Annotated in this window: 21 protein-coding genes; 15 read left to right on the top strand and 6 right to left on the bottom strand. The window is 58.4% G+C overall.

What is annotated here, in order from left to right:
* Window positions 1-815: 815 nt before the first annotated feature.
* A complete protein-coding gene (locus ACR0BZ_RS06165; RefSeq protein WP_480919759.1) occupies window positions 816-1,496 on the bottom strand; it encodes a ferritin-like domain-containing protein in 681 nt (226 codons plus the stop codon).
* A gap of 89 nt (window positions 1,497-1,585) precedes the next feature.
* Window positions 1,586-2,047: a peroxiredoxin gene (locus ACR0BZ_RS06160; RefSeq protein ID WP_480919723.1), complete on the bottom strand. Its 462-nt coding sequence runs from the start codon at window positions 2,045-2,047 to the stop codon at window positions 1,586-1,588.
* 68 nt (window positions 2,048-2,115) lie between these two features.
* Between ACR0BZ_RS06160 and ACR0BZ_RS06155 the strand changes: the two genes are divergently transcribed.
* The 4 genes from ACR0BZ_RS06155 to ACR0BZ_RS06140 all read left to right on the top strand — a co-directional run bounded on the left by ACR0BZ_RS06155 (window position 2,116) and on the right by ACR0BZ_RS06140 (window position 8,662).
* Window positions 2,116-5,499, top strand: a complete 3,384-nt coding sequence (locus tag ACR0BZ_RS06155; protein ID WP_480919722.1) for a YhdP family protein — start codon at window positions 2,116-2,118, stop codon at window positions 5,497-5,499.
* A 42-nt stretch (window positions 5,500-5,541) separates the two neighbouring features.
* Window positions 5,542-6,591, top strand: coding sequence for a tRNA preQ1(34) S-adenosylmethionine ribosyltransferase-isomerase QueA (gene queA, locus ACR0BZ_RS06150; protein ID WP_480919721.1), 1,050 nt, complete (start codon window positions 5,542-5,544; stop codon window positions 6,589-6,591).
* Window positions 6,592-6,699: 108 nt separating this feature from the next.
* Window positions 6,700-7,977, top strand: a complete 1,278-nt coding sequence (locus ACR0BZ_RS06145) for an MFS transporter (protein WP_480919720.1) — start codon at window positions 6,700-6,702, stop codon at window positions 7,975-7,977.
* Between the two features lie 109 nt (window positions 7,978-8,086).
* On the top strand, window positions 8,087-8,662 hold the full coding sequence (locus ACR0BZ_RS06140; protein WP_209504864.1) for a DUF924 family protein: 576 nt from the start codon (window positions 8,087-8,089) through the stop codon (window positions 8,660-8,662).
* Window positions 8,663-8,700: 38 nt separating this feature from the next.
* Here ACR0BZ_RS06140 and ACR0BZ_RS06135 read toward each other — a convergent pair whose 3' ends face one another.
* Window positions 8,701-9,135 carry a hypothetical protein gene (locus ACR0BZ_RS06135; protein ID WP_480919719.1) on the bottom strand — a complete coding sequence of 145 codons (435 nt, stop codon included), beginning with the start codon at window positions 9,133-9,135 and terminating at the stop codon, window positions 8,701-8,703.
* A gap of 215 nt (window positions 9,136-9,350) precedes the next feature.
* On the opposite strand from ACR0BZ_RS06135, the gene lpdA reads away from it, so the two are divergent.
* On the top strand, window positions 9,351-10,745 hold the full coding sequence (gene lpdA / locus ACR0BZ_RS06130) for a dihydrolipoyl dehydrogenase (protein WP_480919718.1): 1,395 nt from the start codon (window positions 9,351-9,353) through the stop codon (window positions 10,743-10,745).
* A gap of 153 nt (window positions 10,746-10,898) precedes the next feature.
* Here lpdA and ACR0BZ_RS06125 read toward each other — a convergent pair whose 3' ends face one another.
* A complete protein-coding gene (locus ACR0BZ_RS06125; RefSeq protein WP_480553761.1) occupies window positions 10,899-12,284 on the bottom strand; it encodes a M20/M25/M40 family metallo-hydrolase in 1,386 nt (461 codons plus the stop codon).
* Between the two features lie 327 nt (window positions 12,285-12,611).
* Between ACR0BZ_RS06125 and hemA the strand changes: the two genes are divergently transcribed.
* The 4 genes from hemA (at window position 12,612) to ACR0BZ_RS06105 (ending at window position 17,348) form a co-directional block, all read left to right on the top strand.
* Window positions 12,612-13,835 (top strand): 5-aminolevulinate synthase, encoded by a 1,224-nt coding sequence (gene hemA / locus ACR0BZ_RS06120; RefSeq protein WP_267364005.1) that lies wholly within the window; start codon window positions 12,612-12,614, stop codon window positions 13,833-13,835.
* Between the two features lie 129 nt (window positions 13,836-13,964).
* Entirely contained in the window at window positions 13,965-15,170 is a 1,206-nt protein-coding gene (locus tag ACR0BZ_RS06115; RefSeq protein WP_480919717.1) for a helix-turn-helix domain-containing protein, read from the top strand.
* Between the two features lie 71 nt (window positions 15,171-15,241).
* Window positions 15,242-16,363 carry a flavodoxin-dependent (E)-4-hydroxy-3-methylbut-2-enyl-diphosphate synthase gene (gene ispG, locus ACR0BZ_RS06110; protein ID WP_480558137.1) on the top strand — a complete coding sequence of 374 codons (1,122 nt, stop codon included), beginning with the start codon at window positions 15,242-15,244 and terminating at the stop codon, window positions 16,361-16,363.
* Between the two features lie 166 nt (window positions 16,364-16,529).
* Window positions 16,530-17,348, top strand: a complete 819-nt coding sequence (locus ACR0BZ_RS06105; RefSeq protein ID WP_480919716.1) for a DUF2189 domain-containing protein — start codon at window positions 16,530-16,532, stop codon at window positions 17,346-17,348.
* A 57-nt stretch (window positions 17,349-17,405) separates the two neighbouring features.
* On the opposite strand, the gene ACR0BZ_RS06100 is transcribed toward ACR0BZ_RS06105, so the two are convergent.
* On the bottom strand, window positions 17,406-18,164 hold the full coding sequence (locus ACR0BZ_RS06100; protein ID WP_480558133.1) for a DsbA family protein: 759 nt from the start codon (window positions 18,162-18,164) through the stop codon (window positions 17,406-17,408).
* A complete protein-coding gene (locus tag ACR0BZ_RS06095; protein ID WP_480919715.1) occupies window positions 18,161-19,543 on the bottom strand; it encodes a M48 family metalloprotease in 1,383 nt (460 codons plus the stop codon). Before ACR0BZ_RS06095 ends, ACR0BZ_RS06100 begins: the two co-directional genes overlap by 4 nt.
* Here ACR0BZ_RS06095 and ACR0BZ_RS06090 point away from each other — a divergent pair.
* From ACR0BZ_RS06090 to ACR0BZ_RS06065, 6 genes are all read left to right on the top strand, one after another.
* Window positions 19,542-20,705 carry a pyridoxal phosphate-dependent aminotransferase gene (locus ACR0BZ_RS06090; RefSeq protein WP_480830608.1) on the top strand — a complete coding sequence of 388 codons (1,164 nt, stop codon included), beginning with the start codon at window positions 19,542-19,544 and terminating at the stop codon, window positions 20,703-20,705. The two genes, ACR0BZ_RS06095 and ACR0BZ_RS06090, sit on opposite strands and share 2 nt — an antisense overlap.
* Before the next feature lie 66 nt (window positions 20,706-20,771).
* Complete coding sequence (locus ACR0BZ_RS06085) at window positions 20,772-21,992, top strand: N-acetylmuramoyl-L-alanine amidase (RefSeq protein WP_480485332.1); 1,221 nt, start codon at window positions 20,772-20,774, stop codon at window positions 21,990-21,992.
* Between the two features lie 94 nt (window positions 21,993-22,086).
* Entirely contained in the window at window positions 22,087-24,576 is a 2,490-nt protein-coding gene (locus ACR0BZ_RS06080) for a penicillin-binding protein 1A (RefSeq protein ID WP_480504792.1), read from the top strand.
* Window positions 24,577-24,591: 15 nt separating this feature from the next.
* A complete protein-coding gene (locus ACR0BZ_RS06075) occupies window positions 24,592-24,984 on the top strand; it encodes a RidA family protein (protein ID WP_480919714.1) in 393 nt (130 codons plus the stop codon).
* 94 nt (window positions 24,985-25,078) lie between these two features.
* The gene (gene prfB, locus ACR0BZ_RS06070; protein WP_267364019.1) at window positions 25,079-26,206 is read left to right on the top strand and encodes a peptide chain release factor 2; all 1,128 of its coding nucleotides are present in this window, start codon (window positions 25,079-25,081) and stop codon (window positions 26,204-26,206) included.
* A gap of 1 nt (window position 26,207) precedes the next feature.
* Window positions 26,208-26,912 carry a M50 family metallopeptidase gene (locus ACR0BZ_RS06065; RefSeq protein ID WP_480538082.1) on the top strand — a complete coding sequence of 235 codons (705 nt, stop codon included), beginning with the start codon at window positions 26,208-26,210 and terminating at the stop codon, window positions 26,910-26,912.
* The last annotated feature ends 70 nt before the right edge of the window (window positions 26,913-26,982 follow it).

The following is a 26,982-nucleotide window of genomic DNA, read 5'->3' as shown; positions in this document are numbered from 1 at the left end:
TTCTTGCTCCTAAATGGATAGATGAGAGGACTGTTCTTGGTTCCAAGGATAAAATAAGAGTAGAGAGGCGATAGTGCCCTACGAATGTCTATTCTTGGCGATGAGGCCCCTAAAATCTTTTTTGCCGGTCTAACGCGTTTTTGAGCATTGTCGGCGCCAGTTTTGACCAGCGCTGCGAATCACCGGAGAGCCCGCAACTGCAAATGATCGAAGGCAACAACCTCGACAGCCAAACCAACTTGGAGGCACGGATCCAAGCGGCCTCAGCAGGCTTACCAATCATGTCAGAATTCTTAAGGTGAACGATGACAGCTATAGCTTGACGCAAAGCAGGCAAATCAGCTCAAAGACAACTCTTGAAATGGAATTTCGATTGGTCCTGACGGACCAAGGCACCTTGGCACACGCCAGCTATTTGGAGAGCGCGCGTGCCAAGGTGCCAGTCACTCTGAAATGGCAGGGTATTGCGCCTCCCAGTGGTCGGAAATCATACCGCTGTTGGCAGTCCAAAAACGAAGACGCCTGAAGTAGTTGAGACCATCTGAGTCTCCGTCCGTGACTGTAAGTCAAATCTAGTCAGCAACGAGCACCTAATTTAGTGGCATTGAGTGCTGTCGGTCATTTTTGTTCCCAAAACGCCCAATCTTTTAAAGTATTGTGATGATTAGATTTTTGTGGGCGCTGCATATTTGTAAATGGGCACATTTCGAAAGTTCCATCCGAAAAATACTTGTTCTGTAAGCCCAAGTGATGGAGCAAGTCTTTTGAAGAGAGAACCTGACCTGATGAAAATATTTTTAATAATTTACAAAGATTTAGGTGCTCGAAACTTCCTCTGGAACGAAATGGTTGGCATATAAGTGGAACCATTTTGAGCCGTAAGCGACGTGGCCGACCTCTTCGGCATAGATCACTTCCAGCGCGGCAACGGCGTCGTCAGCCCTCGCCTTGCGGAATATGTCGATCATGCCCGGGGTCACGTCCAGCCCGCGCGCCTCAAGCACCATGGGCACCACGGCCAGACGGCCCATCAGGTCTTGCGCAGTATCTTCGGCGGCACGCCACATTCCGGCATGGGCGGGCAGGGCGCCGTAAAAGCTGTTCATCTGTTGCAGGCAATCGCAGACCATCTCGAAATGGCGCGATTCCTCTTCGGCGCATTTCACCCAGTCATCGTAGAACCCGATGGGCATGGGTACATGGCCAAAACGCGCGATGATGTCCCAGTGCAGATCGACGGCGTTCAGCTCGATATGGGCAACCGCGTGCAGCAGGGCAATGCGCCCGGCTTCGGTACCCGGTTTCCGTTTGGGTACCTCACGCGGGGACAACAGCTCGGGCTTGTCCGGGCGCGCGGGGGACAGGGGCGGTGATGCGGTGCCGATCTCGATCGGCTCACCCTCGGCCGTGCGGGAGGTAAACCACGCGGCGGCATGGGCTTTGGACAGGGCGGTTTTGGCCCGCCCGTCCGCTGTTGTCAGAACCTCTGTCGCCATCTGTGTCAGTGTTTTGGGCACCGGGTCGCTCCGCCTTAGGCATGTCAGCGCGGGTGATAGACCGGATGGCGCGGCAGGTCGAGGGGGGCTTAGAGCGCCTTCACCGCTTCCAGCACCTCTTCCACGTGGCCGGGCACCTTGACCTTGCGCCAGACCTTGGCAATACGTCCTTCGCTATCAATGACAAAGGTCGATCGCTCGATCCCCATCGATTTCCGGCCATACATGTTCTTTTCAACCCATACGCCATAGTCTTCGCAGACGGTCGAACCTTCGTCCGACAAGAGCGGAGTGGTCAGCCCGTGTTTGGCGACAAACTTGTCATGCTTGGCGACGCTGTCCCGCGAAATGCCGAAAACGTGAGCCCCTGCATCGGTAAACGCCTGAAGCTGCTCTGAGAAACCGATGGATTCCTTGGTGCAGCCCGGCGTATCATCACGGGGATAGAAGAACAAAACCACGGTGCCACCGCGCAACGCCGAAAGCGTCACCTCGCCACCGCCGTCGCGCGGCAAAGTGAAGTCGGGGGCGATGTCTGAAACGTCGGGCATTGGAAACTCCGCTAAAGGTTTTTAAAGGCTGCCCGTCATCATAGGGCAACGCGTGCGGGTTGGAAGGCGTGGATAGCAAATTGAAGCAGCACGAAGACGACGAAGCAAAGCCGGGCAAGCCTGTGCGCCGTCGGTCGCGCCGCCGCACCGCTGGTCTGTGGGCCATGCGTGGGGCCATCGTGCTGGTGCTTCTGGCGATGTTCACTGGTTTCATGGTCGTGGGGCAGAGGATGCACGCGCCGGTCTGGCTGCGCGACAGGGTCGAAGCCCGGCTGGAACGGGCGCTGGGCGGGCTGCAAATCCGGTTTGGAGACGTCAGTTTCATCATCCACGAAGGCTGGCGCCCCCGTCTGCGGCTGACCGATGTTGCCATCAGTGATGCCACAGGCCAGCAGATTGCGCAGGTATCCGACATGCGCGCCAGCCTGGCCATGCGCCCCTTGCTGCGCGGTCAGGTCCGGCCCAAGCGCATCATTCTGAGTGGCGCGCAGATCGCCATGACCCGCGATCAGGACGGGGCGCTGACCCTGACCGTGGGATCGGGCAGCGCGCCGGTGCAGGAAGCGCCGGACCTTGCACAGCTGATCGAGGGATCGGACGAGGTGTTTCAGTCTCCGCTCCTGTCGGCGCTGACCTCGGTCGAACTTGATGCGATTACGCTGGATTACCGCGACCTGCGGCAGGGGCGGTCGTGGGTTCTGGACGGTGGGCATATTCAGGCGAACCGCAGTGACAACGAAGTACGGCTTGCGACCGGGTTTTCGGTTCTGGCCGGGCGTGACTATGTCAGCAGTATCGAGGCCAACTATACCAGCGTACTGGGCACGCCTGCCGCCAGCTTTGGCATCTCGGTCACCGATCTTCCGGCCGAAGACATAGCAGGCCAAAGCCCGGCCCTTGCCTGGTTGCAGGTTCTGCGCGCACCGATTTCAGGGGCTTTGCGGGGCAGTGTCGATGAGAACGGGGCCACAGGAACCGTGTTCGCAACCCTCAATCTGGGGGCCGGGGCGGTGCAGCCCAACCCGGAAACGCGCCCGGTTCCTTTCGAATCTGCCCGCACGTATTTCACCTATGACCCGAAAGCCCAGATGCTGGACTTCAATGAGGTATCGGTGGTGTCGGCCTGGGGCACAGTTCAGGCCGATGGAAAGGCGTTTCTGCAAGGGGCTGAGGACGGTGTGCTGGACAGTCTGGAGACGCAGTTGCGCTTGTCCGGGATCAATGTGAACCCGGCAAATCTTTTCCCGGAGCCGATTCAGCTGTCGCGTGCCAGCGTGGATTTCAAGATGGCGTTCAACCCGTTCCAGTTGCGCCTTGGCCAGATGACCATCGAGGATCCGGGTCATACCGTGCGCGCCTTCGGGGTTTTGCACGGTCGTCCCGATGGCTGGGCTGTGGCGCTGGATGCCCATCTGGATCAGATGAGCTCGGACAATGTTCTGAGTTACTGGCCCGAGCGTCTGGCGCCGAAGCCACGGGAATGGGTGACGGAAAACCTCTATCAGGGGGTTTTGTCGGACATGGATTTCGCCCTGCGTCTGGAGCCCGGTTCCAAACCGGACCTGTATCTTGATTTCGGGTTCGAGCAAGCCAAGGTTCGCTTTGCAAAGACCCTGCCGCCAATCGAAGATGCACAAGGTCAGGCCAGTCTGATCGACAGCCGGTTTACGGTCACCGCGCAGCAGGGGGTGGTGGTCGCCGATGACGGGGGGAGTGTGGATGCCGCGGGGACGTCCTTCATCATACCTGACACGGATATCAAGAAATCCGCACCCGGCATCGCGCGTATTCAGGCAAGGGGCAGCGTGACCTCTGCGTTGTCGCTGCTGGACCGACCACCGCTGGAATTGCTGAGCAAGGCCGGGTTGCCCGTTGACGTTGCCAAAGGCACGGTTGCGTTGACCGGAACGCTGTCCCTGCCGTTGATAAAAGAACTAAAGTTTCAGGATACCGAATTTCACTTCAACGGAACGTTGGCCAATCTGTCCAGTGACCGTCTGGTACCGGGATTTTCTGTAAGTGCCCCGATGCTGGATATTTCCGGCAATCAGTCGGGTGTTCAGATTCAGGGGCTGGGTCAGTTCGGCGATGTTCCGCTAGAAGCACTTTGGCAGCAGCCTATTGACGGCGAAACCGAACAGCGCAGCACCTTGACCGGCCAGATCGAACTGTCCCCGCGTCTGATGGATGAGATCAAGGCCGGCCTGCCGCCGGGGATGCTGACGGGCAAAGGGGTTGCCGATATTACACTGGGCCTGGGCGCTGGGGCACCTCCGAAACTGTCTGTTGCTTCGGACCTTCAGGGCGTGGCGCTAGCTATCCCTGAACTCGGCTGGCGCAAGGCGGCGAACACCAAAGGATCGCTGACTGCCGACGCGACGTTGGGCGCGCAGCTGAAAGTGGACGACCTGCGGATCAACGCAGCGGGACTGCGCACAACCGCATCCATTTCTTTTCACGAAAACGGTGAATATGACCGTGTCCAGTTCAGCTCGTTCGATCTGGGGGACTGGCTGGCGGTTCCGGCGGAACTGATCGGGCGGGGGGCTGCTGTCCCGGATATCCGCGTCTTAGGCGGTGTGCTGAACATGGGGCGTGCAAACTTCGGGGAAAGCGGCGGATCGGGCGGAGGCGGAGGTGCCGGACCAAAACTGGACGTGACATTGGACCGTCTTCAGGTCACCGAAACTGTTGCGCTGACAGGTTTCCGGGGGGCGTTCCAGACAACCGGTGGCGTAAATGGCACCTTCACAGCGCGGGTGAACGGCGGTGCGGCTGTTTCCGGTCAAGTGACCCCGCGAGGAAATCGAAGCGCCGTTGACCTGACGTCGAAAGACGCGGGGGCCGTTTTGCGATCAGCCGGGGTTCTGACACAGGCGCGCGGCGGTGATCTGGACCTGAAGCTTGAGCCAGTAGCTGCGCCCGGCAGTTACGACGTGATCCTGAAGATCGTTAATACCCGGATCACCGATGCCCCGGCCATGGCCGCGATCCTGAACGCGATCAGCCTTGTTGGTCTGCTGGACGAGATGGCCGGGCAGGGGATCTTCTTTTCGGCGATTGACAGCCGCATGAGGATATCGCCCACCGACATCAAAGTGCTGAGTGGCAGCGCTGTTGGCCCGTCAATGGGGCTTTCGTTTGATGGCACAATCGACACCGTGAACAGCCTGCTGAACCTGCGGGGGGCGATTTCACCGATTTACCTTCTCAATGCCGTTGGCAGCGTGTTTACCCGCAAGGGTGAAGGCGTCATTGGGTTCAATTACACGCTGACCGGGCCGATATCTTCGCCCAAAGTCGCGGTGAACCCTCTGTCCGGTCTGGCGCCCCTGTTTCTGCGTGATCTCTTGCGTCAGCCTGCGCCAACGGTCTCGGATGGCCCCAATGCTGCGCCGGTGGAACCTGACGAGCCGAAACCGACTTTTGGCTCTCCTCCCAGTGATCGCTGAGGAGATATGGCAGAATCTTTTTTGGGGTTGTAAGGCGCGGTCATGAAGCTCAGCGATTTTGATTTCGACCTGCCCGACGACCTGATTGCCACGCGGCCTGCCTGCCCGCGATCCTCTGCGCGCCTGCTTGTGGCGCAGGGGGGTGGTACAGTGGACAGCCACGTGTTCGATCTGCCCGATTTCCTGCGTCCGGGTGACCGGCTGGTGTTGAACGACACACGCGTTATCCCGGCGCGTCTGAACGGGCGGCGCCACAGGGACAGCGCGCAAGGCCTGGTTACCGCCGGGGTCGAGGCCACTCTGCTGGATCCGCAGGCCGATGGCACTTGGTCTGCGCTCATCAAGCCGCTGAAGAAAGTGAAGCCGGGGGAAGAGATTGTATTTTCCGCCGATCTGAGCGCGACGCTGGATCGGGTGGAAGACGGGCAGGCCTTTTTGCGCTTCAATCTCAGCGGTCAGGATTTCGACAAGGCGCTGGATCAGGCCGGTGCGATGCCGCTGCCGCCCTACATCGCCGCCAAACGTCCGGCCGATGAGCAGGACAAGACGGATTATCAGACCATCTGGGCCCGCAAGTCCGGTGCGGTGGCAGCGCCGACCGCCTCGTTGCATTTTGACGATGCCCTGATGCAGGCTTTGTCGGAACGGGGTGTCGCCGTCACACATGTGACCCTGCATGTTGGCGCCGGAACCTTCCTGCCGGTCAAGGTCGAGGATGTGACAACCCACAAGATGCATGCCGAATGGGGGCAGGTCAGCGCCGAGGCTGTCGCCGAGATACAGGCCACCAAAGCTGCTGGCGGGCGTGTCATCCCGGTGGGCACCACTGCCCTGCGCCTGATCGAAAGTGCTGCGCGTTCGGGCACGATCGAACCGTGGGAAGGTGACACCGATATCTTCATCTATCCCGGTTTCCGGTTTCACGTTACCGATGCGCTGATGACAAATTTTCATCTGCCGAAATCCACGTTGCTGATGCTGGTTTCGGCGTTGATGGGTCAGGACCGGATGCGTGATATTTACGCCCATGCCATCGCGCAGAATTACCGGTTCTTTTCTTATGGCGATGCGTCGCTTTTGATCCCCGGATAGGCGCGCATACGGCATCACCGACAGGGAATGTCGTAGACAAGCGCGATGGAAGCGGTCTTTGATCGCAGAACAAAACTCAAACAAGGTTGGCACCTATCGGAGGCCCAAATGATTCAGGTTCTGTCCAGCGCATGGGCATTGTTGCTCGGCATGGGGTTGCTGATGGTCGGAAACGGCCTTCAGGGCACGATCCTGGGTGTTCGTGGGCAGCTTGAGGGATTTTCGACCCTTGAGATGTCTTTTGTAATGTCAGCTTATTTCGTTGGTTTTCTGGGCGGTTCACGGCTTGCGCCCGAGATGATCCGGCGTGTTGGCCATGTGCGGGTCTTTGCGGCACTGGCGTCTTTCATTTCCGCCGTGATGATCATGTATCCGATGCTGGCAGACCCGATTGCCTGGGTTCTGGGGCGCGTGGTGATCGGGTTCTGTTTCTCGGGCGTTTACGTCACTGCGGAAAGCTGGCTCAACAATGCAGCCAATAATGAAAACCGCGGACAGGCCCTGTCGCTTTACATGATCGTTCAGATGTTGGGTATCATCGGCGCGCAGGGCCTTTTCCTGTTGGGCGACCCGGCCGGGTACGAAACATTCGTGATCGCCTCGATCCTTGTTTCGGTTTCTTTCGCACCGATTTTGCTGTCGATCTCACCAACTCCGGCGTTCGATACTACCAAGCCGATGACGCTGCGGGAGTTGATGAAAAGCTCTCCGCTGGGGTGTGTCGGCATGTTCCTGCTGGGGGGCGTGTTTTCGGCGCAGTTCGGGATGTCGGCGGTTTATGGGGCTCAGGCCGGATTGTCCTTGGTTGAAATCTCGGCATTTGTGGCGGCGTTCTATGTTGGGGCAATTGTCCTGCAATACCCGCTGGGCTGGTTTTCCGACCGGATGGACAGGCGTTTCCTGATCCTGTTGGTTGCGGCAACCGGGGCTGTTGGCGCCGTCAGTGGTATGCTTTATGGCTTTTCCTTCGAAATCCTTCTGGCGTCTGCTTTTGTGATCGGCGGAATGACCAACCCTTTGTATTCATTGCTGATTGCGCACACCAACGATTTTCTGGAATACGAAGATATGGCCGCGGCATCCGGCGGCCTGATCTTTATCAACGGCCTTGGGGCAATTACCGGACCTGTTATCACAGGTTGGCTGATGGGGGATGCAGTGTTTGGCCCGCCGGGCTTTTTCCTGATCATCGCCGTGTTGCTTGTCGCGTTGGCCGCCTATTCGGTCTACCGGATGACCCAGCGTGCAGCCATTCCTGTTGATGAAACCAGCACCATGTCGACGCTTTATCCAACCGCATCGCCCGTTGCATTCGAGGTTGCACAGGAAGTTGCGATAGAGGCGGCAGAAGCCGAGTTCGAAGAGGGTGCGCGCGAAACCGCTTGAGACACGGAATTATGTCGGTTGTGTTGCAATATGTTACTGTAACAGTTCTGTAAAAGGGACTTAAATGACGTTACGTCTGGGGCGCGGGCAATTGACGGAGTTTAAGGCAATGGTAACGCCTGAAGAAGTATTGAGTTTTTGGTTAGATGAAGTTGGCCCTAAGGGTTGGTATCTTGAAGATGAGGCGCTGGATGCAGACATTCGGGCGCGGTTTCAGTCAACTTGGGAAGCAGCGGCAGCGGGTCGGTTCTCGCTCTGGCTGACTTATCCCAGCGGGGCGCTGGCCTATATCATCCTGACAGATCAGTTCCCGCGTAACATGTTCCGAGGTGAGGCGCGTGCCTTCTCGACCGATCGTGCGGCATTGGCGGCGGCGAAATGCGCAGTCGACAAAGGCTGGGACAAGAAGATCGACGAACCAGCCAGACAGTTCTTTTACCTGCCGATGATGCACTCGGAAAACCTGTGCGATCAGGAACGCTGTGTGCGTCTGATCTGCCAAAACATGAGCAGCGACGCAAGCAACCTGCTGCACGCCAGAGCGCATCGCGAGGTGATCCGAAAGTTCGGTCGTTTCCCGTATCGGAACGCGGCGCTGTCCCGCAGCTCGACCCCGCATGAAACTGCCTATGTCGATATGGGCGGGTACGGCACGACCGTGCGCGAACTACAGGCAACGGGCTGAGCGCGAAGCCGCAACCGCGCTTTGGTCGCGGCTGCGCTTTATGACTCCGGTGTACATCCCCGCAATTCCAAAACGCGTTCCGCCGCGATATCGGCACCGGTTTGGATCGCCTGCGCAATCAGCACTTCTGGCGTGTCAGCAAGTTCCGAAATCCGCTCCTGAACCGTTTGCAGCTTCTGTTCTGCTGCATTCAGGCGCCCCAGCGTTGCCCGGAGGTTTTGCGCGGCTTGGCTGTCTGCCAACGTGTCTTGTTGTAAAAGTACCGTCAAATCAGTCCGCAACGCCGCAAGCTCATCCCGAATGCCCTTCGCCTCATCCCGGAGGGGGGCCACGGCCTGAACCGTTTGCGAGACTTCAGCAGTGATGCTTTCGGCTTTCGACGCCAGTTTCCAGCCCAGAAACAGGCACAGCGCAACAAGTATCAATGTGGCGTTGAGCAGGGCAAGCAGCAGATCTTTCAGAGTTTTGGCCATGGTCAGCCTCTTGAATGGGTTGAGAAAAGAATAGGTCCGACCGGTGTCGGCGTTTCTTTTCTAGCCATTGCATGGCCCGGGGTATAGGCTGAAATCCGCAAGTTCAGGCATCGCTTACCCTGCGTCCTATTTGTCGCGGGACGGGTATATTGATGCGTTCCGAATAATAGTTTAATGGTAAACTAAATTTTCAACTCCTGCGCCGAGAGGAACACATGGCTGCACAATCCTATGATCTGATCGTAATCGGGGCTGGCCCCGGCGGCTATGTCGCTGCAATCCGCGCAGCCCAGCTGGGCTTGAAAACCGCGGTTGTCGAGCGCGAGCATTTGGGGGGGATATGCCTGAACTGGGGCTGTATTCCCACCAAGGCGCTGTTGCGGTCGTCCGAAGTGTTTCATCTGATGGAGCGCGCCAAGGATTTCGGTCTGAAAGCCGAAAAGATCGGATATGACCTGGACGCGGTGGTCAAACGATCCCGTGGCGTGGCCGCACAGCTGTCAGGTGGCATCGGCCACCTGTTGAAGAAGAACAAGGTTGCCGTCGTGATGGGGCAGGCCACGATCCCAGCAAAGGGCAGGGTCAGCGTCAAGACCGACAAAGGCACCGAGGAACTGACCGCCAAGAACATCATTCTCGCAACCGGGGCACGGGCGCGGGAACTGCCGGGCCTTGAAGCTGACGGCGATCTGGTCTGGACGTACAAGCACGCGCTGCAACCGCCGCGGATGCCGAAAAAACTGCTCGTCATCGGGTCCGGTGCGATCGGCATCGAGTTTGCCAGCTTCTACAATACGCTGGGCGCAGACACCACAGTTGTCGAGGTGATGGACCGGGTGTTGCCGGTCGAAGACGCCGAAATCAGCGCATTGGCCAAGAAGGCGTTCACCAAACAGGGCATGACCATCATGGAAAAAGCCATGGTCAAGCAGCTGGACCGTGGCAAGGGGAAAGTGACCGCGCATATCGAGGTTAAAGGCAAGGTTGAAAAACACGAGTTCGACACAGTGATCTCGGCCGTCGGGATCGTTGGCAATATCGAAAACCTTGGTCTGGAACCTCTGGGCGTCAAGATCGACCGGACACATGTGGTTACGGACGAGTATTGCCGCACCGGCGTTGAGGGCCTTTATGCGATCGGTGACATCGCAGGCGCGCCCTGGCTTGCACATAAAGCAAGCCACGAGGGTGTCATGGTCGCGGACCTCATCGCGGGTCAACATGCGCACCCGGTCAAACCCGAAAGCATCGCGGGATGCACCTATTGCCAGCCTCAGGTTGCCTCGGTTGGATATACCGAAGCAAAGGCCAAAGAGCTGGGTTACGACATCAAAGTCGGCCGCTTTCCCTTTATCGGCAATGGCAAGGCCATCGCTTTGGGTGAGCCTGACGGGCTGATCAAAACCGTGTTCGATGCCAAAACAGGCGAGTTGCTGGGCGCCCACATGATCGGTGCCGAAGTTACCGAACTGATTCAGGGTTACGTGGTCGGTCGCCAGCTGGAGACAACGGAAGAAGACCTGATGAACACCGTCTTCCCGCACCCGACACTGTCAGAGATGATGCACGAAAGTGTGCTGGATGCCTATGGTCGCGTGATCCATATGTAAGATCGGCGTAGTTCCCCGTCAGGGTTGGGGGCTCTGCCCCCGCCGCGCGTGCCGCGCGCCTCCCCCGGGATATTTTAGGCCAGATGAAGCAGGGATCCTTTATTCATCTGGCTGCAAATATCCCGGAGCGCGAGGCAGAGCCTCGCATAAGACCTATTTGTTCAAAGCATCCAGAATGCGCGCCCATGACCGGATGCCCTTGTGGAAGCTTTTCACGTCATATTTCTCGTTCGGCGAATGGATGGCATCATCTTCGTTTGCATAGCCAACCAGCATCGAGTCGAGCCCCAGAACGGTGTTGAAATAGCCGACAACAGGGATTGATCCCCCCATTCCAGTGAACACCGCCTCGCGGTCCCATTCATCCGACAATGCGCCGCGCGCGGCTTCGAATTCGGGGCGGGTGATATTCATGACCGAAGCGGGAGACCCTTCCATATCGTTATCCCAGACCACTTTGGCGTCCGGGGATAGCTGATCCTCGACATGTTTGCGGATTTTGGCGCGCAGCGCGTCCGGGTCCATGTCACCAACAAGACGGCAGGTGATTTTGCAATGGGCCTTGGACGGAATAACGGTTTTGGAGCCCGCACCGTTATAACCACCCCACAGCCCGTTCACTTCGAGCGTTGGTCGTGCCCATTGTTGCTCCAAGGTGGAGTAACCCTTTTCGCCATGCGGCTGGGTGTAGCCGACCGAATTCAGATAATCCGCTTCGTCGAAGCCGCAATTCTGCCATTGGCGCAACTGGTCTTCGGGTACTTCATGCACGCCTTCGTAGAACCCGTCGACCGCTACCCGCCCGGTTTCGTCGTCATAAAAAGAGGTCACGATTTTCGACAGTTCGCGCAGCGGGTTCAGGCCCGGGCCGCCATAGTGGCCGGAATGCAGATCGATGCGCGGCCCCACAATGGTAAACTCGTCCTTCAGCATGCCCCTCAACTGCGCCGCAATCGACGGAACGCCGCGTGACACCATGGATGTATCGCAGACCAGCGCCAGATCCGCTTTGAGTTCGGCGGCATTTTCCTTGAGGAAAGGAACCAGTGAGGGCGAGCCTGATTCTTCTTCGCCCTCGAAAAAGAAAGTGATGCGGCAGGGCAAGGATCCGTGCACGGCCTTCCAGGCGCGGCAGGCTTCGACAAAAGTCATTAGCTGGCCTTTGTCGTCTGACGCTCCGCGTCCGCGGATGACCGGTCCGGTTTCGGTGTCCTCAATGGCGGGATCGAATGGATCCCGGTTCCACAGGTTCAACGGATCGACCGGCTGCACATCGTAGTGGCCATAAAACAGGAAATGCGGCGCAGTCGCGTCCTCACCCACGTGGCCAACAACCATCGGGTGGCCCGGTGTTTCCCGTTTCTCTGCCGCAATCCCGATGCTGTTCAGATCGGCGACCAGCCAGTCCGCGGCGCGGCTGACCTCGGCCTTGTATGCGGGGTCGGTCGAGATCGACGGGATGCGCAGCAGTTCCATCAGGCGGTCGATCGAGGTTTGCAAATCTTCGTCAATCCGGTTCAACACGGCGTCTAGCGACATGGGGGGCTCCTGCCTGTTTATTGTTCCCGCGAACCCTAGCAGCGTTGTCGGCGCCGTCCAGAGTTGTTGACACGAATTGCGGCCCGGCAGCGTAAGCTTTGGGTAGGGAGGCGAGACCTGCGTCGTTTCCACGCGTCCGATGGCCGTAACTTTACTTGTCGGACGGGGTGCAAACTTATATTTGATGCAAATCAAAGTTGGGTTCACCTTTACGGCTGTAACCAGCTGAATAAGGGAACACAAAGCCACCGAAACAGGGTAAGCTGTGGGAGGTGGCGAAAATATCGCCCAATGGGAAACCGGATACGGGCGTTCAAGGAGGGTCCTTTGGACTATACTGCTCAGCTCGATTCAGCGATTGCCAGGCTGCATGATGAAGGTCGTTACCGGACCTTTATCGATATCGAACGTCGCAATGGACATTTCCCCCATGCGGTGCGCACGCGTCCGGACGGGTCACAGCAGAATATCACCGTATGGTGCGGCAACGATTATCTGGGCATGGGGCAAAACCCGGTCGTTCTTAATGCAATGCACGAAGCCGTTGATGCAGCCGGTGCAGGTTCGGGCGGTACACGCAATATCTCGGGCACCACAGTTTATCACAAAAGGCTTGAGGCTGAACTGGCCGATCTGCACGGCAAGGAAGCCGCGCTGCTTTTTACCAGCGCCTATATCGCCAATGACGCAACGCTCAGCACGCTGCCCAAACTGTTCCCGGGCCTGATCATCTATTCTGACGCGCTGAACCATGCCTCGATGATCGAAGGCGTACGCCGGAATGGCGGAGCTAAGCGCATCTTCCGGCACAATGACGTGGCGCATCTGCGCGAACTGCTTGAGGCGGATGACCCCGCCGCGCCCAAACTGATCGTATTCGAGTCGGTTTATTCAATGGATGGCGATTTTGGTCCAATCGAAGAAATCTGTGATCTGGCAGATGAATTCGGCGCGCTGACCTATATTGATGAAGTGCATGCCGTGGGCATGTATGGCCCGCGCGGCGGCGGTGTGACCGAGCGCGATAACCTTGCCCACCGGATCGACATCATTAACGGCACGCTGGCAAAAGCCTATGGCGTGATGGGCGGCTATATCGCGGCCAGCGCCAAGATGTGCGACGCCGTGCGGTCATACGCACCGGGCTTTATCTTTACCACGTCCCTGCCACCTGCGGTTGCGGCCGGGGCTGCCGCATCTGTTGCCTACCTGAAAACTGCACCTGAACTGCGCGAGCAGCATCAGACGCAGGCCAAAATCCTCAAGCTGCGGTTGAAGGGGATGGGACTGCCGCTGATCGACCACGGAAGCCATATCGTGCCCGTGATCGTCGGAAACCCGGTCCATACCAAGAAGCTCAGCGATATGCTGTTGGATGATTACGGCATTTATGTGCAACCGATCAATTTCCCGACCGTTCCGCGCGGAACCGAGCGTCTGCGCTTTACCCCTTCTCCGGTGCATGGACCTGACGAAATGAACCGTCTGGTACAGGCGATGGACGAACTTTGGTCACATTGTGCGCTAAATCGCGCCGAACTTGCCGGTTAACCTCACGCCAAAGTGTGCAACGTATTTGCCGCGTGTTAAGCTTACGCTAACAAAATTGGCAGACGAATCGTTTTGGGGATGATTCGCCGCTAACGCGAAACACGCGACAGGCAGAATGGGGCAGCAGGAATGATCGGGCGCAGATCACAGCGCGAATCTGATGAGGACGTAGATGTCAGACCCAAAGGGTTTGATGACTACGAGGTACGCCTTGGTGACAAGATGCGCGGCGAACGCGCAACCATGGGCAAATCCCTGTTGGATGTTCAGCGCGAGTTGAGGATCAAAGCCAACTACATTGCTGCCATCGAAAACGCGGATCCCGACGCCTTTGACACGCCCGGCTTTATCGCCGGGTATGTGCGTTCTTATGCGCGTTATCTGGGAATGAACCCGGATGAAACATTCTCGACTTTCTGCGCGGAAAGCGGTTTTTCGGTCGCGCATGGCATGTCGGCCGAGGCTTCGGTGGTGCGAAAGCCGACCGGCGCGCTTCCGGCGCGTGGGCCAATGGGGCGCGATCCCTTCATCTCGCCCAATACGCCGTACATTCCGGGCAAGGAATCTCTGGTCAGTCAGATTGAACCGCGCGCCATCGGCTCGTCGCTGGTGCTGTTGGCGGTAATTGGCGGCATCGGCTATGGCGGGTGGGCCGTTCTGAACAAGATCCAGCAGGTGCAGGTCAGCCCGGTCGAACAAGCGCCTATGGTGCTGTCCGACCTTGATCCGCTGGATGCCGTGCGCGGCGGCGTTGTCGATGATGTGGTTGCTGCGGCGAATACCGAGGCACTGGACCGCCTTTATCGTCCGCAGGCGTTGGATGTTCCGGTTCTGGTTGCCCGCGATGCGCCGATTTCGACCCTTGATCCGCGCGATGTCGGAACCTTCCGCCCGCCAAGCCTGCCGCAGTTCGAAGTTGCCGAAGTGCACACGGTTGAACGACCAGCTTTGCCTCAGGTCGTGGAACAGGTTGATACCACGCTGAAAATCGTTGCTGTCGATCCTTCTTGGATGCGGGTAACGGCGGCAGATGGCAGTGTCATTTTCGAAGGGACGCTTGGAACGGTCGAGCAAGGCAGTGTCTTTGAGGTTCCTCTGACAGAAGAACCGCCGCTGTTGCGGGCAGGGGCGTCGGGATCGGTTTATTTCTCGATGAACGGCGAGCACTATGGCCCGGCAGGGGCACCCGGCACGGTTGCCAAAGGGGTGATCCTTTCGAAAGACGCAGTTTCGGAAGTTTATGCCGTTGCTGATCTTGAAGCGGATCAGAACAGCGCGCTCAAGCAGCTGGTGGCTGAACTGCAAACCGCGGCGACAGAAGCGCCCGCCGAGTGATCTTGCCATTGCGGTAACCCCTTTGCCGGACTATCTACTGTCGCAACTCAGGCAGACGCGGATCCGTCCTTATGTCCCTTAATCACGTGCGCCCCTGGCGCGACATTTATCGTCGTAAATCCCGTCAAATCATGGTCGGCAACGTCCCTGTCGGGGGCGATGCCCCGATCGCTGTTCAGACCATGACCAACACCCTGACCACCGATGTGGCGGCAACGGTGGCGCAGGTTCAGGCCGCGGCGGAGGCTGGCGCGGATATCGTGCGCGTTTCAGTCCCCGATGAGGCTTCGGCTAAGGCATTGAAAGAGATCGTGCGCGAAAGCCCGGTGCCCATCGTTGCGGACATCCATTTTCACTATCGCCGTGGTATCGAGGCGGCCGAGGCAGGCGCTGCCTGTCTGCGCATCAATCCCGGCAACATCGGCGATGAACGCCGGGTGAAAGAAGTCATTCAGGCCGCGCGCGACCACAATTGCTCGATCCGGATAGGCGTGAATGCGGGCAGTCTGGAAAAGCACCTGCTTGAGAAATATGGCGAGCCGTGCCCCGAAGCGATGGTCGAAAGCGGGTTGGAACATATCCGCATCCTTCAGGACAATGATTTTCATGAGTTCAAAATCAGTGTGAAGGCCAGCGACGTTTTCCTGTCCGCCGCCGCATATCAGGGCATAGCCGAAGCCACTGATGCGCCCATCCATCTGGGTATCACCGAGGCGGGCGGACTGGTGTCCGGCACCATCAAATCTGCCATCGGGTTGGGCAACCTGCTGTGGATGGGGATCGGCGACACGATCCGCGTCAGCCTGTCTGCCGATCCGGTGGAAGAGGTGAAGGTCGGCTTTGAAATCCTCAAGTCCCTTGGTCTGCGCCACCGGGGCGTCAACATCATCTCATGCCCGTCCTGCGCACGGCAGGGGTTTGACGTCATCAAGACCGTCGAGGCGCTGGAACGCCGTCTGGAACACATCAAGACACCGATGAGCCTGTCGATCATCGGCTGCGTGGTCAACGGACCGGGCGAGGCGTTGATGACCGATGTCGGGTTTACCGGTGGCGGGGCAGGGTCCGGGATGGTCTATCTGGCAGGCAAGGCCAGCCACAAGATGTCCAACGATCAGATGATCGACCACATCGTGGAACAGGTCGAACAGAAAGCCGCGGAACTGGATGCGGCTGCGGAAGCCGCAGAGTAGTGTGGGGTTGGCTGTGTCGGTAAGGCAGGCATAGCGACCTTACTCATCCCTTGCCCTGATGCCTGAGCTGTTGCAAACTTGTTTCGTGACTGAACGATGCCTGTTTCGCCGCCGGTTCTGTCGGTAAACAGACCCGCGCGGACCCATGCTTTGGGAGGAGTGTGTCATGACATCCAAGACCGCAGGCCCTACGCCACCTGAGAACCTGACGCCAGACCAACAGGCCATGCCCAATGTCATTCGGGTTACTTCGGATGATATAAAGGCGTCACTGAAAGCTGGGTTTTCCGATTTTCTGGCGCGCCCCTTCATGAGCGGTTTCTTCGGGCTTTTCTATGCAGCTTTCGGAATCCTGATGGTCTGGAGCTTGGTCTGGCTTGGCAAGATCTGGATGATCATTCCTGCGATTGTCGGATTTCCTCTGGTCGCGCCTTTCGCCGCTGCAGGACTTTATGAGATGTCCCGGCGGTTACAGAAGGGCGAGAGTTTTGGTTGGTATGAAATCCTCACTGTCATGGCCGATCAACGCAAGCGCGAAATGGGCTGGATGGCCTTTGTCACGCTGTTCATTTTCTGGGTTTGGGTTTATCAGGTCCGGCTTTGGCTTGCGATCATCCTGCAGAATTCATCCTTTTCGGATTTTGACGGATTCTTGAACATCATCTTGTTCACTCCGCAGGGTTGGACATTCCTTGCAATCGGCACCTGTGTCGGGGCGTTCCTGTCGGCTGTCCTGTTTTCGGTCACTGTCGTCGCCATGCCTATGCTTCTGGACCGGGAGACAAATTTCGTTTCAGCCATGTTGACGTCTTTACGCGTCGTCTCGGAAAGCCCTGTGGTCATGCTCGGCTGGGCAGCGATCATCTCGGTCACAATGTTATTGTCGATGGTTCCGGCGTTTATGGGCTTGATCTTTACCTTGCCGATCCTTGGCCATACCACGTGGCATCTCTATCAAAGGGCCGTGGAACCGGTAGACGGCTGAGGTCAGTGATCAGTCCGCCTTTTTGTCTGGGGGCAGCTGTGCCGCCCCCAATACCTATCAACCCTGTTCTGCGCGAACGCCATCTGCAATCTGCTGCATCTGATCGGCGGGCAGATAGCCGCGCAGCAACTCGGTTCCCAACACGAATGAGGGCGTGCCCGAAATCTGCATCCGTTGCGCCAGGGCACGGGTGCGGCTGATCTCATCCGTGACGCTGTCGCTGTCCATCGCGGCGATGATCGCGTCGCTGTCCAGGCCCAGCCCGTCTGAGATGCGGCGCAGGGTAACTTCGGACGGTTCGCCGTTGAAGGCCATCAGGGCATCGTGAACCTGTTTATAGGCGTCACCACCAGCGACGTGTTTGGTGGCCACTGCAAAGCGCGAGGACAAAACAGATGCGTCGCCCAGAATTGGCAGCTCTTTGATCACAAACCGGATATTGCCGTCGCTGGCCAGCAGGTTTGCCACTTCGGGCACCGCACGGCGGCAATAGCCGCAGCGGTAGTCCATGAATTCGACCAGCGTGATATCGCCATCCGGGTTGCCGCCGACCCAGCTATAGCCATCGTCGAACAGTTCGGCCGCATTGGCGGCGACCAGTTCTTTGTCGGCGGCCGCTTCGGCCACTGCATTTCGCTGTTCGAGGATATTGATTGCCTCGATAATGACTTCGGGGTTTTCCAGCAGGTATTCGCGTACCTGAGCGCCAAACTCTGCCTTTTCGGCATCATTCATCGCGTTCAGGTCCAGCGCCTGTGCTGAGGTCGCCGCCATGGAAAGCCCCAGAAGGGCAGGTGCAGCATGTCTGAGGATCATTTCCGTTTCCTTTTATCTTTCTTGAGTCGTTCTGAGGCAATCAACACGTCTTGTGCCCTTTGCCAACCCGGAGAGCCTTCGGGCAATTGCGCCACGGCCCGTTTCGCGTGAATTCCGGCATCCTCCATCCGACCTTGCAGCGCATAACGCTCTGCCGTCACGGTCGAAGCCATACCGTTATTTCCGACCTGTGCATAAGCCACACCCAGGTCTTGCATCAGGCGTGCATTACGAAAGTCGCGCGCACGCGCCTGTTCCAATGCATTCAATGCCTGTTTTGTTTCCCCTTGCGCCAGCAGGGCGCGCCCATAGCCCGCAAGGATCAACGCATTGTTCGGGGCCATTTCAACAGCGCTTGCGTAAGCGTTAACAGCCTCGCTTACCTTTCTGTTTTCCAACAGGATTTGTCCTTTCAGATCGTAGTAGAACGGGTCATCAGGACGTTCGGCAAGTGCCGCGTCTATCGCGGCACGGGCGCGGGACAGATCACGGTTCTGATGATAGGCCGAAGCCTCTCGCATCAGGCGGATGTCGCGATAGGGTTCTTCACCGGCACGCCGCAAGGTCCAACTGGGTGACCGCAGAAAGGCCGACAGCTTACCTTTAACCCGCGCAAACCAGTAATCCGAATTGGGGTTTGGAACGGCGCGGTCACCAAACTCGTCCAGGAACGCCTCGGCGGCGCGCAGACGATCACGGCTTGTTGGGTGTGAGCGCATATAGGGGTCCTGATTGGCGACACTCAGCAGTTCCTGACCGGCGAACTTCCGGTGCAGTTCCACCATCCCGCTGGGTGAGATTTCGGCCCATCGCAGGTAACTTGCCGCACTGCGGTCGGCGGATGCCTCTTCTGCGCGGGTGTGACCCAGAAAACCGCGAATTGCCGCGCCTTGGGTGCCAGCGGCAATTCCGATGGCGGCCTCGCCCCCACCCGCCGCAGCTGCCAGCAGGGCCAATGCCGTGCCGAGACTGGCGTTGCGCTGCGCGGCTTTCAGGTTCTCAGCCCGCCGCGCCAGATGACCATTCGAGATATGGGCGGCCTCGTGCGCGATGACAGCCTGCAACATCTCGGGGCTTTCGACGGTCAGAATCAGCCCGTAATTCACATAGATCGCGTTGTAGTCGATGACGAATGCGTTGAACGTGTTGTCGTTGACGACCAGAATCTGAACCCGGTTCGTGTTCAGCCCCGCAGCCCGCAACACCGGAAAGGCCAGTTCACGCAGGCCATGTTCGATATCAGGGTCGCGGATCAGGCTTTGCGCGTGCGATTGCATCGCTGCCGCCAGCCAGACGACAACGGCAACCATCAGGGCCGGGATTGACGCCAACCGGGATACGCGCTCAAAAGCCATGACTGCAACATGGGAGATGGGCATGAGAAACTCAACCCGGTCCGGGGTCGATCCCTTCATCGTGATGGATGTGATGGAGGCGGCACGCAAGGCCGAAGAAGCGGGTCGCCACGTGATCCACATGGAAGTCGGCCAGCCCGGAACCGGCGCGCCCAAGGGTGCAACCGAAGCTTTGGCCACGGCGATGGAGCAAGGCCCGCTGGGATATACGGTTGCTCTGGGTCTGCCCGCCCTGAGGCAGCGGATCGCCCGGCTTTATGGCGATTGGTACAATGTCGATCTGAACCCCGAGCGGGTGGTGATCACACCTGGCTCGTCCGGCGGATTCCTGCTGACCTTTACCGCATTGTTCGACAGTGGCGACCGTGTCGGTATCGGCGCGCCCGGCTATCCGTCCTATCGCCAGATCCTGAAGGCACTGGGTCTGGTTCCGGTCGACCTGCCGACCGCGCCGGAAAACAGGTTGCAGCCCGTGGCGGCGGATATTCAGGGGATGGATCTGAAGGGGCTGATGGTGGCCTCACCTGCAAATCCGACCGGTACGATGTTGGACCGGGCCGCCATGGGCGCCCTGATCGAGGCGGCGCACGGGCAGGGCGCGTCGTTCATCAGTGACGAGATTTACCACGGGCTGGAATACGAAGCCAAGGCCGTGACGGCGCTGGAACTGACAGATGAATGCTATGTGATCAACTCATTCTCGAAGTACTTTTCGATGACCGGATGGCGCGTAGGCTGGATGGTGGTGCCCGAGGATCAGGTGCGCGTGGTCGAACGGATCGCTCAGAACATGTTCATCTGCGCCCCCCATGCCAGTCAGGTCGCAGCGCTGGCTGCCATGGATTGCGATGACGAATTGCAAGCCAATCTGGACGTGTACCGCCGCAATCGCGCGCTGATGCTGGACGGGCTGCCCAAAGCCGGGTTTTCGAACATCGCGCCACCCGACGGGGCGTTTTATGTCTATGCCGATGTGTCTGATCTGACCGATGACAGCCGCGCATTTGCGGCCGAGATTCTGGAGCATGCCGGTGTGGCCGTGACACCTGGGCTGGATTTTGACCCACAGCGCGGCCATACCACATTGCGATTTTCCTATGCGCGCGCGACGGATGACATTCAGGAAGGGCTTGAGCGTTTGCGCCTGTTTATGACGCGGCGCGGCGCAGTCAGGGAACCGGCCTGAGCCGTTCACAAACCGCCCCTTGTGGTATAGGGTGCCGGACAAACGATCTCGGGATAACTTGAGGCCATGAGCAGGATCTTCTTTAGCATTGCGCTGTGTTGGGCGTTGGCTGGTGGTGCCATTGCGCAGGATTTCAGCGCGTTGGCGCGTGTCCAGCCTGACCAGAGCCGTATTACGGATGTCGGGCGTACCGGTGTTCGGGTGGACATCGCCCTCAGTCAGGGCGTTCCCTACAGGATTTTCACCTTGCAGGATCCCTACCGTATGGTTCTGGACTTCAACGAAGTGGATTGGGCCGGGCTGACCCGCGAAGATTTCCTGCAATCCAATCGCATCAGCGGCGTGCAGTTCGGCGCATATGTTCCGGGTTGGTCACGTCTGGTGCTGGAACTGGGGGCACCGATGGCAGTGACGAAAGCAGAAATGTCGGTGGCAGAGGATTCGGGGGCTGCATTGTTGTCGCTCGACCTCAAGGGGACGGATTTCGATGCTTTCAACGCCTCGGCAGGTGCGCCGCGAAACCCGGGCTGGGACTTGCCGGAACCGGCGGATGTGCCGCAAGCCGCGGTGCGCAGTGCCGACCGACCCTTGCGTGTCATGCTGGATCCGGGCCACGGAGGCATTGATCCGGGGGCCGAGACTGACGCGATTGATGAAAAAACCCTTATGCTGACTTTCGCGCGTGAGCTGCGCGAAATCCTACTAAGATCAGGCGGGTACGAGGTGGTTTTGACACGGGTCGACGATCAGTTCGTCTCGCTGGAGCGCCGAATTGCGCTGGCGCACCGGGCCGGTGCGGACCTGTTCATTTCGCTGCACGCTGATTCCCTGTCCGAAGGGCGGGCGCATGGTGCGGTGGTTTATACCCTGTCCAACGATGCCTCCGATGTGGCCAGTGCGAAGCTGGCGGAACGGCACGACCGCGGGGATTTGATTTCCGGTGTCGATCTGAACGGGGCAGATGATCAGATCACGGATGTTCTGCTGGACATGGCCCGTCAGGAAACGATGCCACGCACAAGCGCGCTGGCCAAGGCCATTGCAAACGGTCTGGCACAACAAGGGGGGCCGATGAACGGCAAACCCTTGCGTACCGCGTCTTTTTCAGTGCTCAAGGCGGCGGACATCCCGTCGGTTCTGGTCGAGCTTGGGTTTCTGTCCAGCCCCAGAGACCTGAAGAACCTCAATGATCCTGATTGGCGGGCGAGAATGGCGCTGGGAATTCATCGGGGGCTTGAAGATTGGCGCCAGCAGGATGTGATCCGCAAATCCCTTATTGGCCAGTGACCTTGCGGCGCAAAACGGCTAGAATACGCTCGGTGTTTTGACCCTTGGGCGGCGCATCACTATATAGGCGGCACCGCGAGAAAAAGGCAGTAACGTGATCCGGTTTATTCTTTCGATTTTCGGGGCGATTTTCAGCCTCGTGACATTGGGTATTTTCATGGCCGCGCTGGTGATCGGCGCGGTGTTCTGGATGTATGGGCGCGACCTGCCCAGCCACGAGTCGCTGGCACAGTACAAACCACCCACAATCAGCCGGATCTATTCGGGTGAAGGCAAGCTGATCGATGAATTCGCGCAGGAACGCCGCCTGTTCACCCCGTCCGAGGAAATCCCGGATCTGGTGAAGCAGGCGTTTATTTCGGCGGAAGACAAGAATTTCTACAACCATCAGGGCTATGACCCGCGCGGCATCATTGCCGCCGGGGTCGAGGCGGTGCGGACCAAGGGCGAAACCGTACGCGGTGCGTCGACCATCACGCAGCAGGTCATGAAGAACTTTCTGCTGTCCGGTGACCGCCGGGCCGAGCGCAAGATCAAGGAAATCATTCTTGCGACCCGGCTCGAGGATACATTGGACAAGGAACAGATCCTCGAACTTTATATGAACGAGATCTTTCTGGGCCAGAACTCGTACGGTGTGACTGCCGCCGCGCAGACCTATTTCAACAAGACCCTCCAGGAACTGGCCCCGCATGAGGCCGCCATGCTGGCTGCCATGCCCAAAGCGCCGTCAGATTACCACCCCGTTTGGCAAAAAGAGCGCCTTCTGGCCCGCCGCAATTACGTGTTACGCGAGATGCAGCAGAACGGTTACATCGATCAGGCGACTTATGAGGCCGAGGTCGAATTGCCTCTGCGCTCGGTCCAGAACGGAGATTTTGAAAGCTTCCGTACGGCCCTGCCGCCCCGCGACTATTTCACCGATGAAATCCGTCGCCAGCTGAGCGAAGATTTTGGTGAGGGCGAGTTCTTTACCGGCGGCTTCACCGTGCGTGCATCGGTGGATGAGGAAATGCAGGTTGAGGCCGCACGGGCCCTGCGCGAGGCGCTTGAGAAATACGACCGCTCCCGTGGCAAATGGCGCGGAACAGGTGACGTGATCCCGGAAGAAAAACTGGCGGATGAGGCGCAATGGCGCGAGGCGCTGGCGGCCATGGAAATTCCGCGCGACGTTATTCTGCCAACCCGTTGGTATCCCGCCGTGGTTCTGGGCGTGACCGACCAGCAACTGACCGTTGGTGTCGAAGAAGGTCCTGCCGATGGGACTATCCCGCGCGCGGACATCAAGTGGATGCAGGGTGATTTTGCGGCCAACTTCAAGCGCGGTGACGTCATTTTTGTCGTTGCGGGTGAAGATGGGCAGTGGTCGGCGCGCCAGGTGCCCGAGGTACAAGGCGGCTTTGTCGCGATGGATGTGAACTCGGGTCGTGTTCTGGCGATGCAGGGCGGGTTCTCGTATCAGGATACCGTGTTCAACCGGGCCACACAGGCACAGCGTCAGCCGGGATCGTCGTTCAAGCCGTTTGTCTATGCTGCTGCGCTGGATAGCGGATACAGCCCCGCGACCATCGTTGTCGATGCACCCATCGAAGTGAACACGCCGCAGGGTCTGTGGCGCCCCAAGAACTCTTCCAACAAATTCTACGGTCCAACTCCTTTGCGTACTGGGATCGAACAGTCGCGGAACCTGATGACCATCCGTCTGGCGCAGGAAGTTACAATGCCCGTCGTTGCCGGCTATGCGGAACGGTTCGGTGTCTATGACCGGATGGGCGCGTTTCTGGCCAACTCGCTGGGGGCCGAAGAAACCACGCTTTACAAGATGGTCGCGGCCTATGCGATGTTCGCCAATGGCGGCCAGCGTGTGGAACCCACTCTGGTCGACCGCATTCAAGACCGGTTCGGAAAAACCATCTATCGCCACGATGACCGTCAGTGTCTGGACTGTAACTCGACCTGGCTGGAACCAGATGAATCGCCCACCCTTGTCACGGATCGCGCGCAGGTCATGGATGCGATCACCGCCTATCAGCTGACATCGATGATGAAGGGTGTGGTCGATCGCGGGACGGCATCCAGCGTTGTGAATCTGCCCGTGCCAACAGCGGGCAAAACCGGAACCACCAACGACTCCAAGGATGCGTGGTTCATCGGCTTTACGTCGAATATCGTGGCCGGTTGCTACATCGGTTATGATCGACCGCGTCCGATGGGACGTGGGGCCTATGGTGGCACGCTGTGTGGCCCTGTGTTCCAGAGCTTCATGGAAAAAGCGGTCGAAAAATACGGCGGCGGTCCGTTCGAAGTGCCCGAAGGCGGCCATTTCATCAAGATCGACCGCTTCAGCGGTGCCCGTCTGCCCGATGATGCCACCGGTGACTATGTTGTGGCCGAATTCTTCCGCGACGGCGTCGATGGTTTTATCGACCGTGTCTATGATGGTGGTTTTGCCATCGGATCGGACCTGCCATTGTTTGAAGAAGTCCAGCGCGCGGGTGTACAGGTTCAGACGTCGACGGGCCAGACCGTGACCGTTGGTCCGAAAGCTTCCCAAGGGGACCTGAGCACCGGTGGGCTTTACTGATAAGGCGCGTTCCAATTGGCTAAAACCCCGCTGATTCCGCATTCTTTGCTGGGGGCGCCCGGACAGTTGCGCATTTCACCGGGCGTCCTCTCGGGCCAGCACGTGTTTCTCACCGGCATGACCGGAAGCGCGGCGGACGGCTCGATGCCAAGCGATCCGGAAGAACAATTCCGAAACGCCTTTGCAAAGATTGCAGAGGTCTTGAAGGAAGCCGACCTTGGATTGGATGCAGTGGTCGAGATGACGACCTACCATGTTGAAATGCGAGATCATTTCGACTTGTTTGACCGCGTGCGCCTTGAGGTTCTGACCGCGCCTTACCCGGCCTGGACCGCAGTTGAAGTTGCGGGATTGCGACGGGAAGGGGCGCTGGTGGAAATTCGGGCGATTGCGCATCTTTCTGATTGAAAGCACGATAGCTGTTTCAGCATCCAGCCTGTCTTGTGGTGTCTCGCACCTCTTGCTATCACGCAGGCCTGATTGAGCAAGTTGGGACAAGACCATGCGCGCCGAAACCCAGAACATCGTGGCGGATATCAAAAAGTCACTGGAGCTGCTGGCGCAGCGTATGGACTATGAAACCGCACCGCATCGCCTTGAGGAGTTCAACGCGCGCGTCGAAGACCCCAACCTTTGGGATAACCCTGAAAACGCGCAGAAACTGATGCGCGAGCGGCAGATGCTGGTCGATGCAATCGAGACGTATGAATCCATCAAGACCGACCTCAACGACAATATCGAACTGATCGAGTTGGGCGAGATGGAGGAAGACCAAGAAGTCGTTCAGGATGCCGAAGCGGCGATCAAGACGCTGAAAGCCAGAGCCGCCAAAAAAGAGCTTGAGGCGCTGCTGGACGGTGAGGCCGACAGCAATGATACGTTCCTCGAAATCAACTCGGGCGCGGGGGGAACCGAAAGCTGCGACTGGGCGTCGATGCTGGCGCGCATGTATGTGCGCTGGGCCGAGAAAAAGGGTTACACGGTCGAGCTGCAATCAGAGACACCGGGCGAAGAAGCGGGGATCAAATCCGCAGCCTACAAGATTTCCGGTCACAACGCCTATGGCTGGCTGAAATCGGAAAGCGGCGTACACCGGCTGGTGCGGATCTCGCCCTATGACTCGGCAGCCAAGCGCCATACGTCTTTCAGCTCGGTCTGGGTCTATCCGGTGGTCGACGACAATATCGAGATTGAGGTGAACCCGGCCGATATCCGCATCGACACCTACCGCTCTTCAGGGGCTGGCGGCCAGCACGTGAACACCACCGACTCGGCCGTTCGGATCACGCACATCCCGACCGGGATTGTTGTGACCAGCTCGGAAAAGTCGCAGCACCAGAACCGCGATATTGCCATGAAAGCCCTGAAATCGCGCTTGTACCAGCAGGAACTGGATCGCCGCAACGCGGATATCAACGCGGCGCACGAGGCTAAGGGTGATGCGGGCTGGGGCAACCAAATCCGGTCTTACGTCTTGCAGCCCTATCAGATGGTCAAGGATCTGCGAACCAATCACGAAACCTCGGATACCAAAGGTGTTCTGGACGGGGACCTGGACGGATTCATGGCGGCAACCTTGGCCCTGAACGTGGCAGGCAAAAGCCGATCCGAGGCGCAGGGCGACAGCTAAGGTGACACGCCAGCGTTCCTTTCCGGACCTGCTGAAAGGGCACTGGCAGCTAATCCTGATCACCGGTCTGGTCTTTGCGCTCTGGAACACGCCGTTTGTTGTTCCGCTAAAAATTCTGGTTGTCTTTCTGCATGAGCTGTCTCATGCCGTGACAATCCTATTGACTGGCGGCTCGGTCGAGAGTTTCACGATCTCACCCCAGCAAGGCGGAATGGTGATCGGCCGGGGCGGCAGCAGGTTTCTCAGCCTGTCCGCCGGCTATCTCGGCTCGCTTGTGTTTGGTATTGCGCTTTTGATCATTGCCTTGAGGACAAATGCTGACCGGGCTGTTTTGGCTGTTTTCGGCGCAATCATGTGTCTGATCGCACTGCTGTACATACGCGATGCTTTCGCCTTGCTGTTTTGCGCAGGCGTCGGGGCGGCAATGATTGCGACAGCGTGGTTCATGAGCCACGAGGTCAGTGATCTGGTGCTGCGCGTTGTCGGGCTGACCAGCATGATCTACGTGCCGTTTGATATCTTTGATGACACCATCCGACGATCCGGCGCACGCTCGGACGCGTTCCTGTTGGCCGAGGAATTCGGCGGCACCGCGATGCTGTGGGGTGGGGTCTGGCTGGTGTTGAGTGGTGGCGCCATTGCCCTTTGTCTACGGTATTGGTTGGGCCGGGACAGCAACCTGCCATTGCACCGCAGAGCGTTGTGATGCTGTTGTTTGTGAGACAAGAAAAGATACATCTAAACAGTGGGTTTAAATGAGGTGAACCGCTCGCTAG

This window comes from Ruegeria sp. P8, from assembly GCF_056534665.1.
This window is presented reverse-complemented; position numbering and strand designations above follow the sequence as displayed.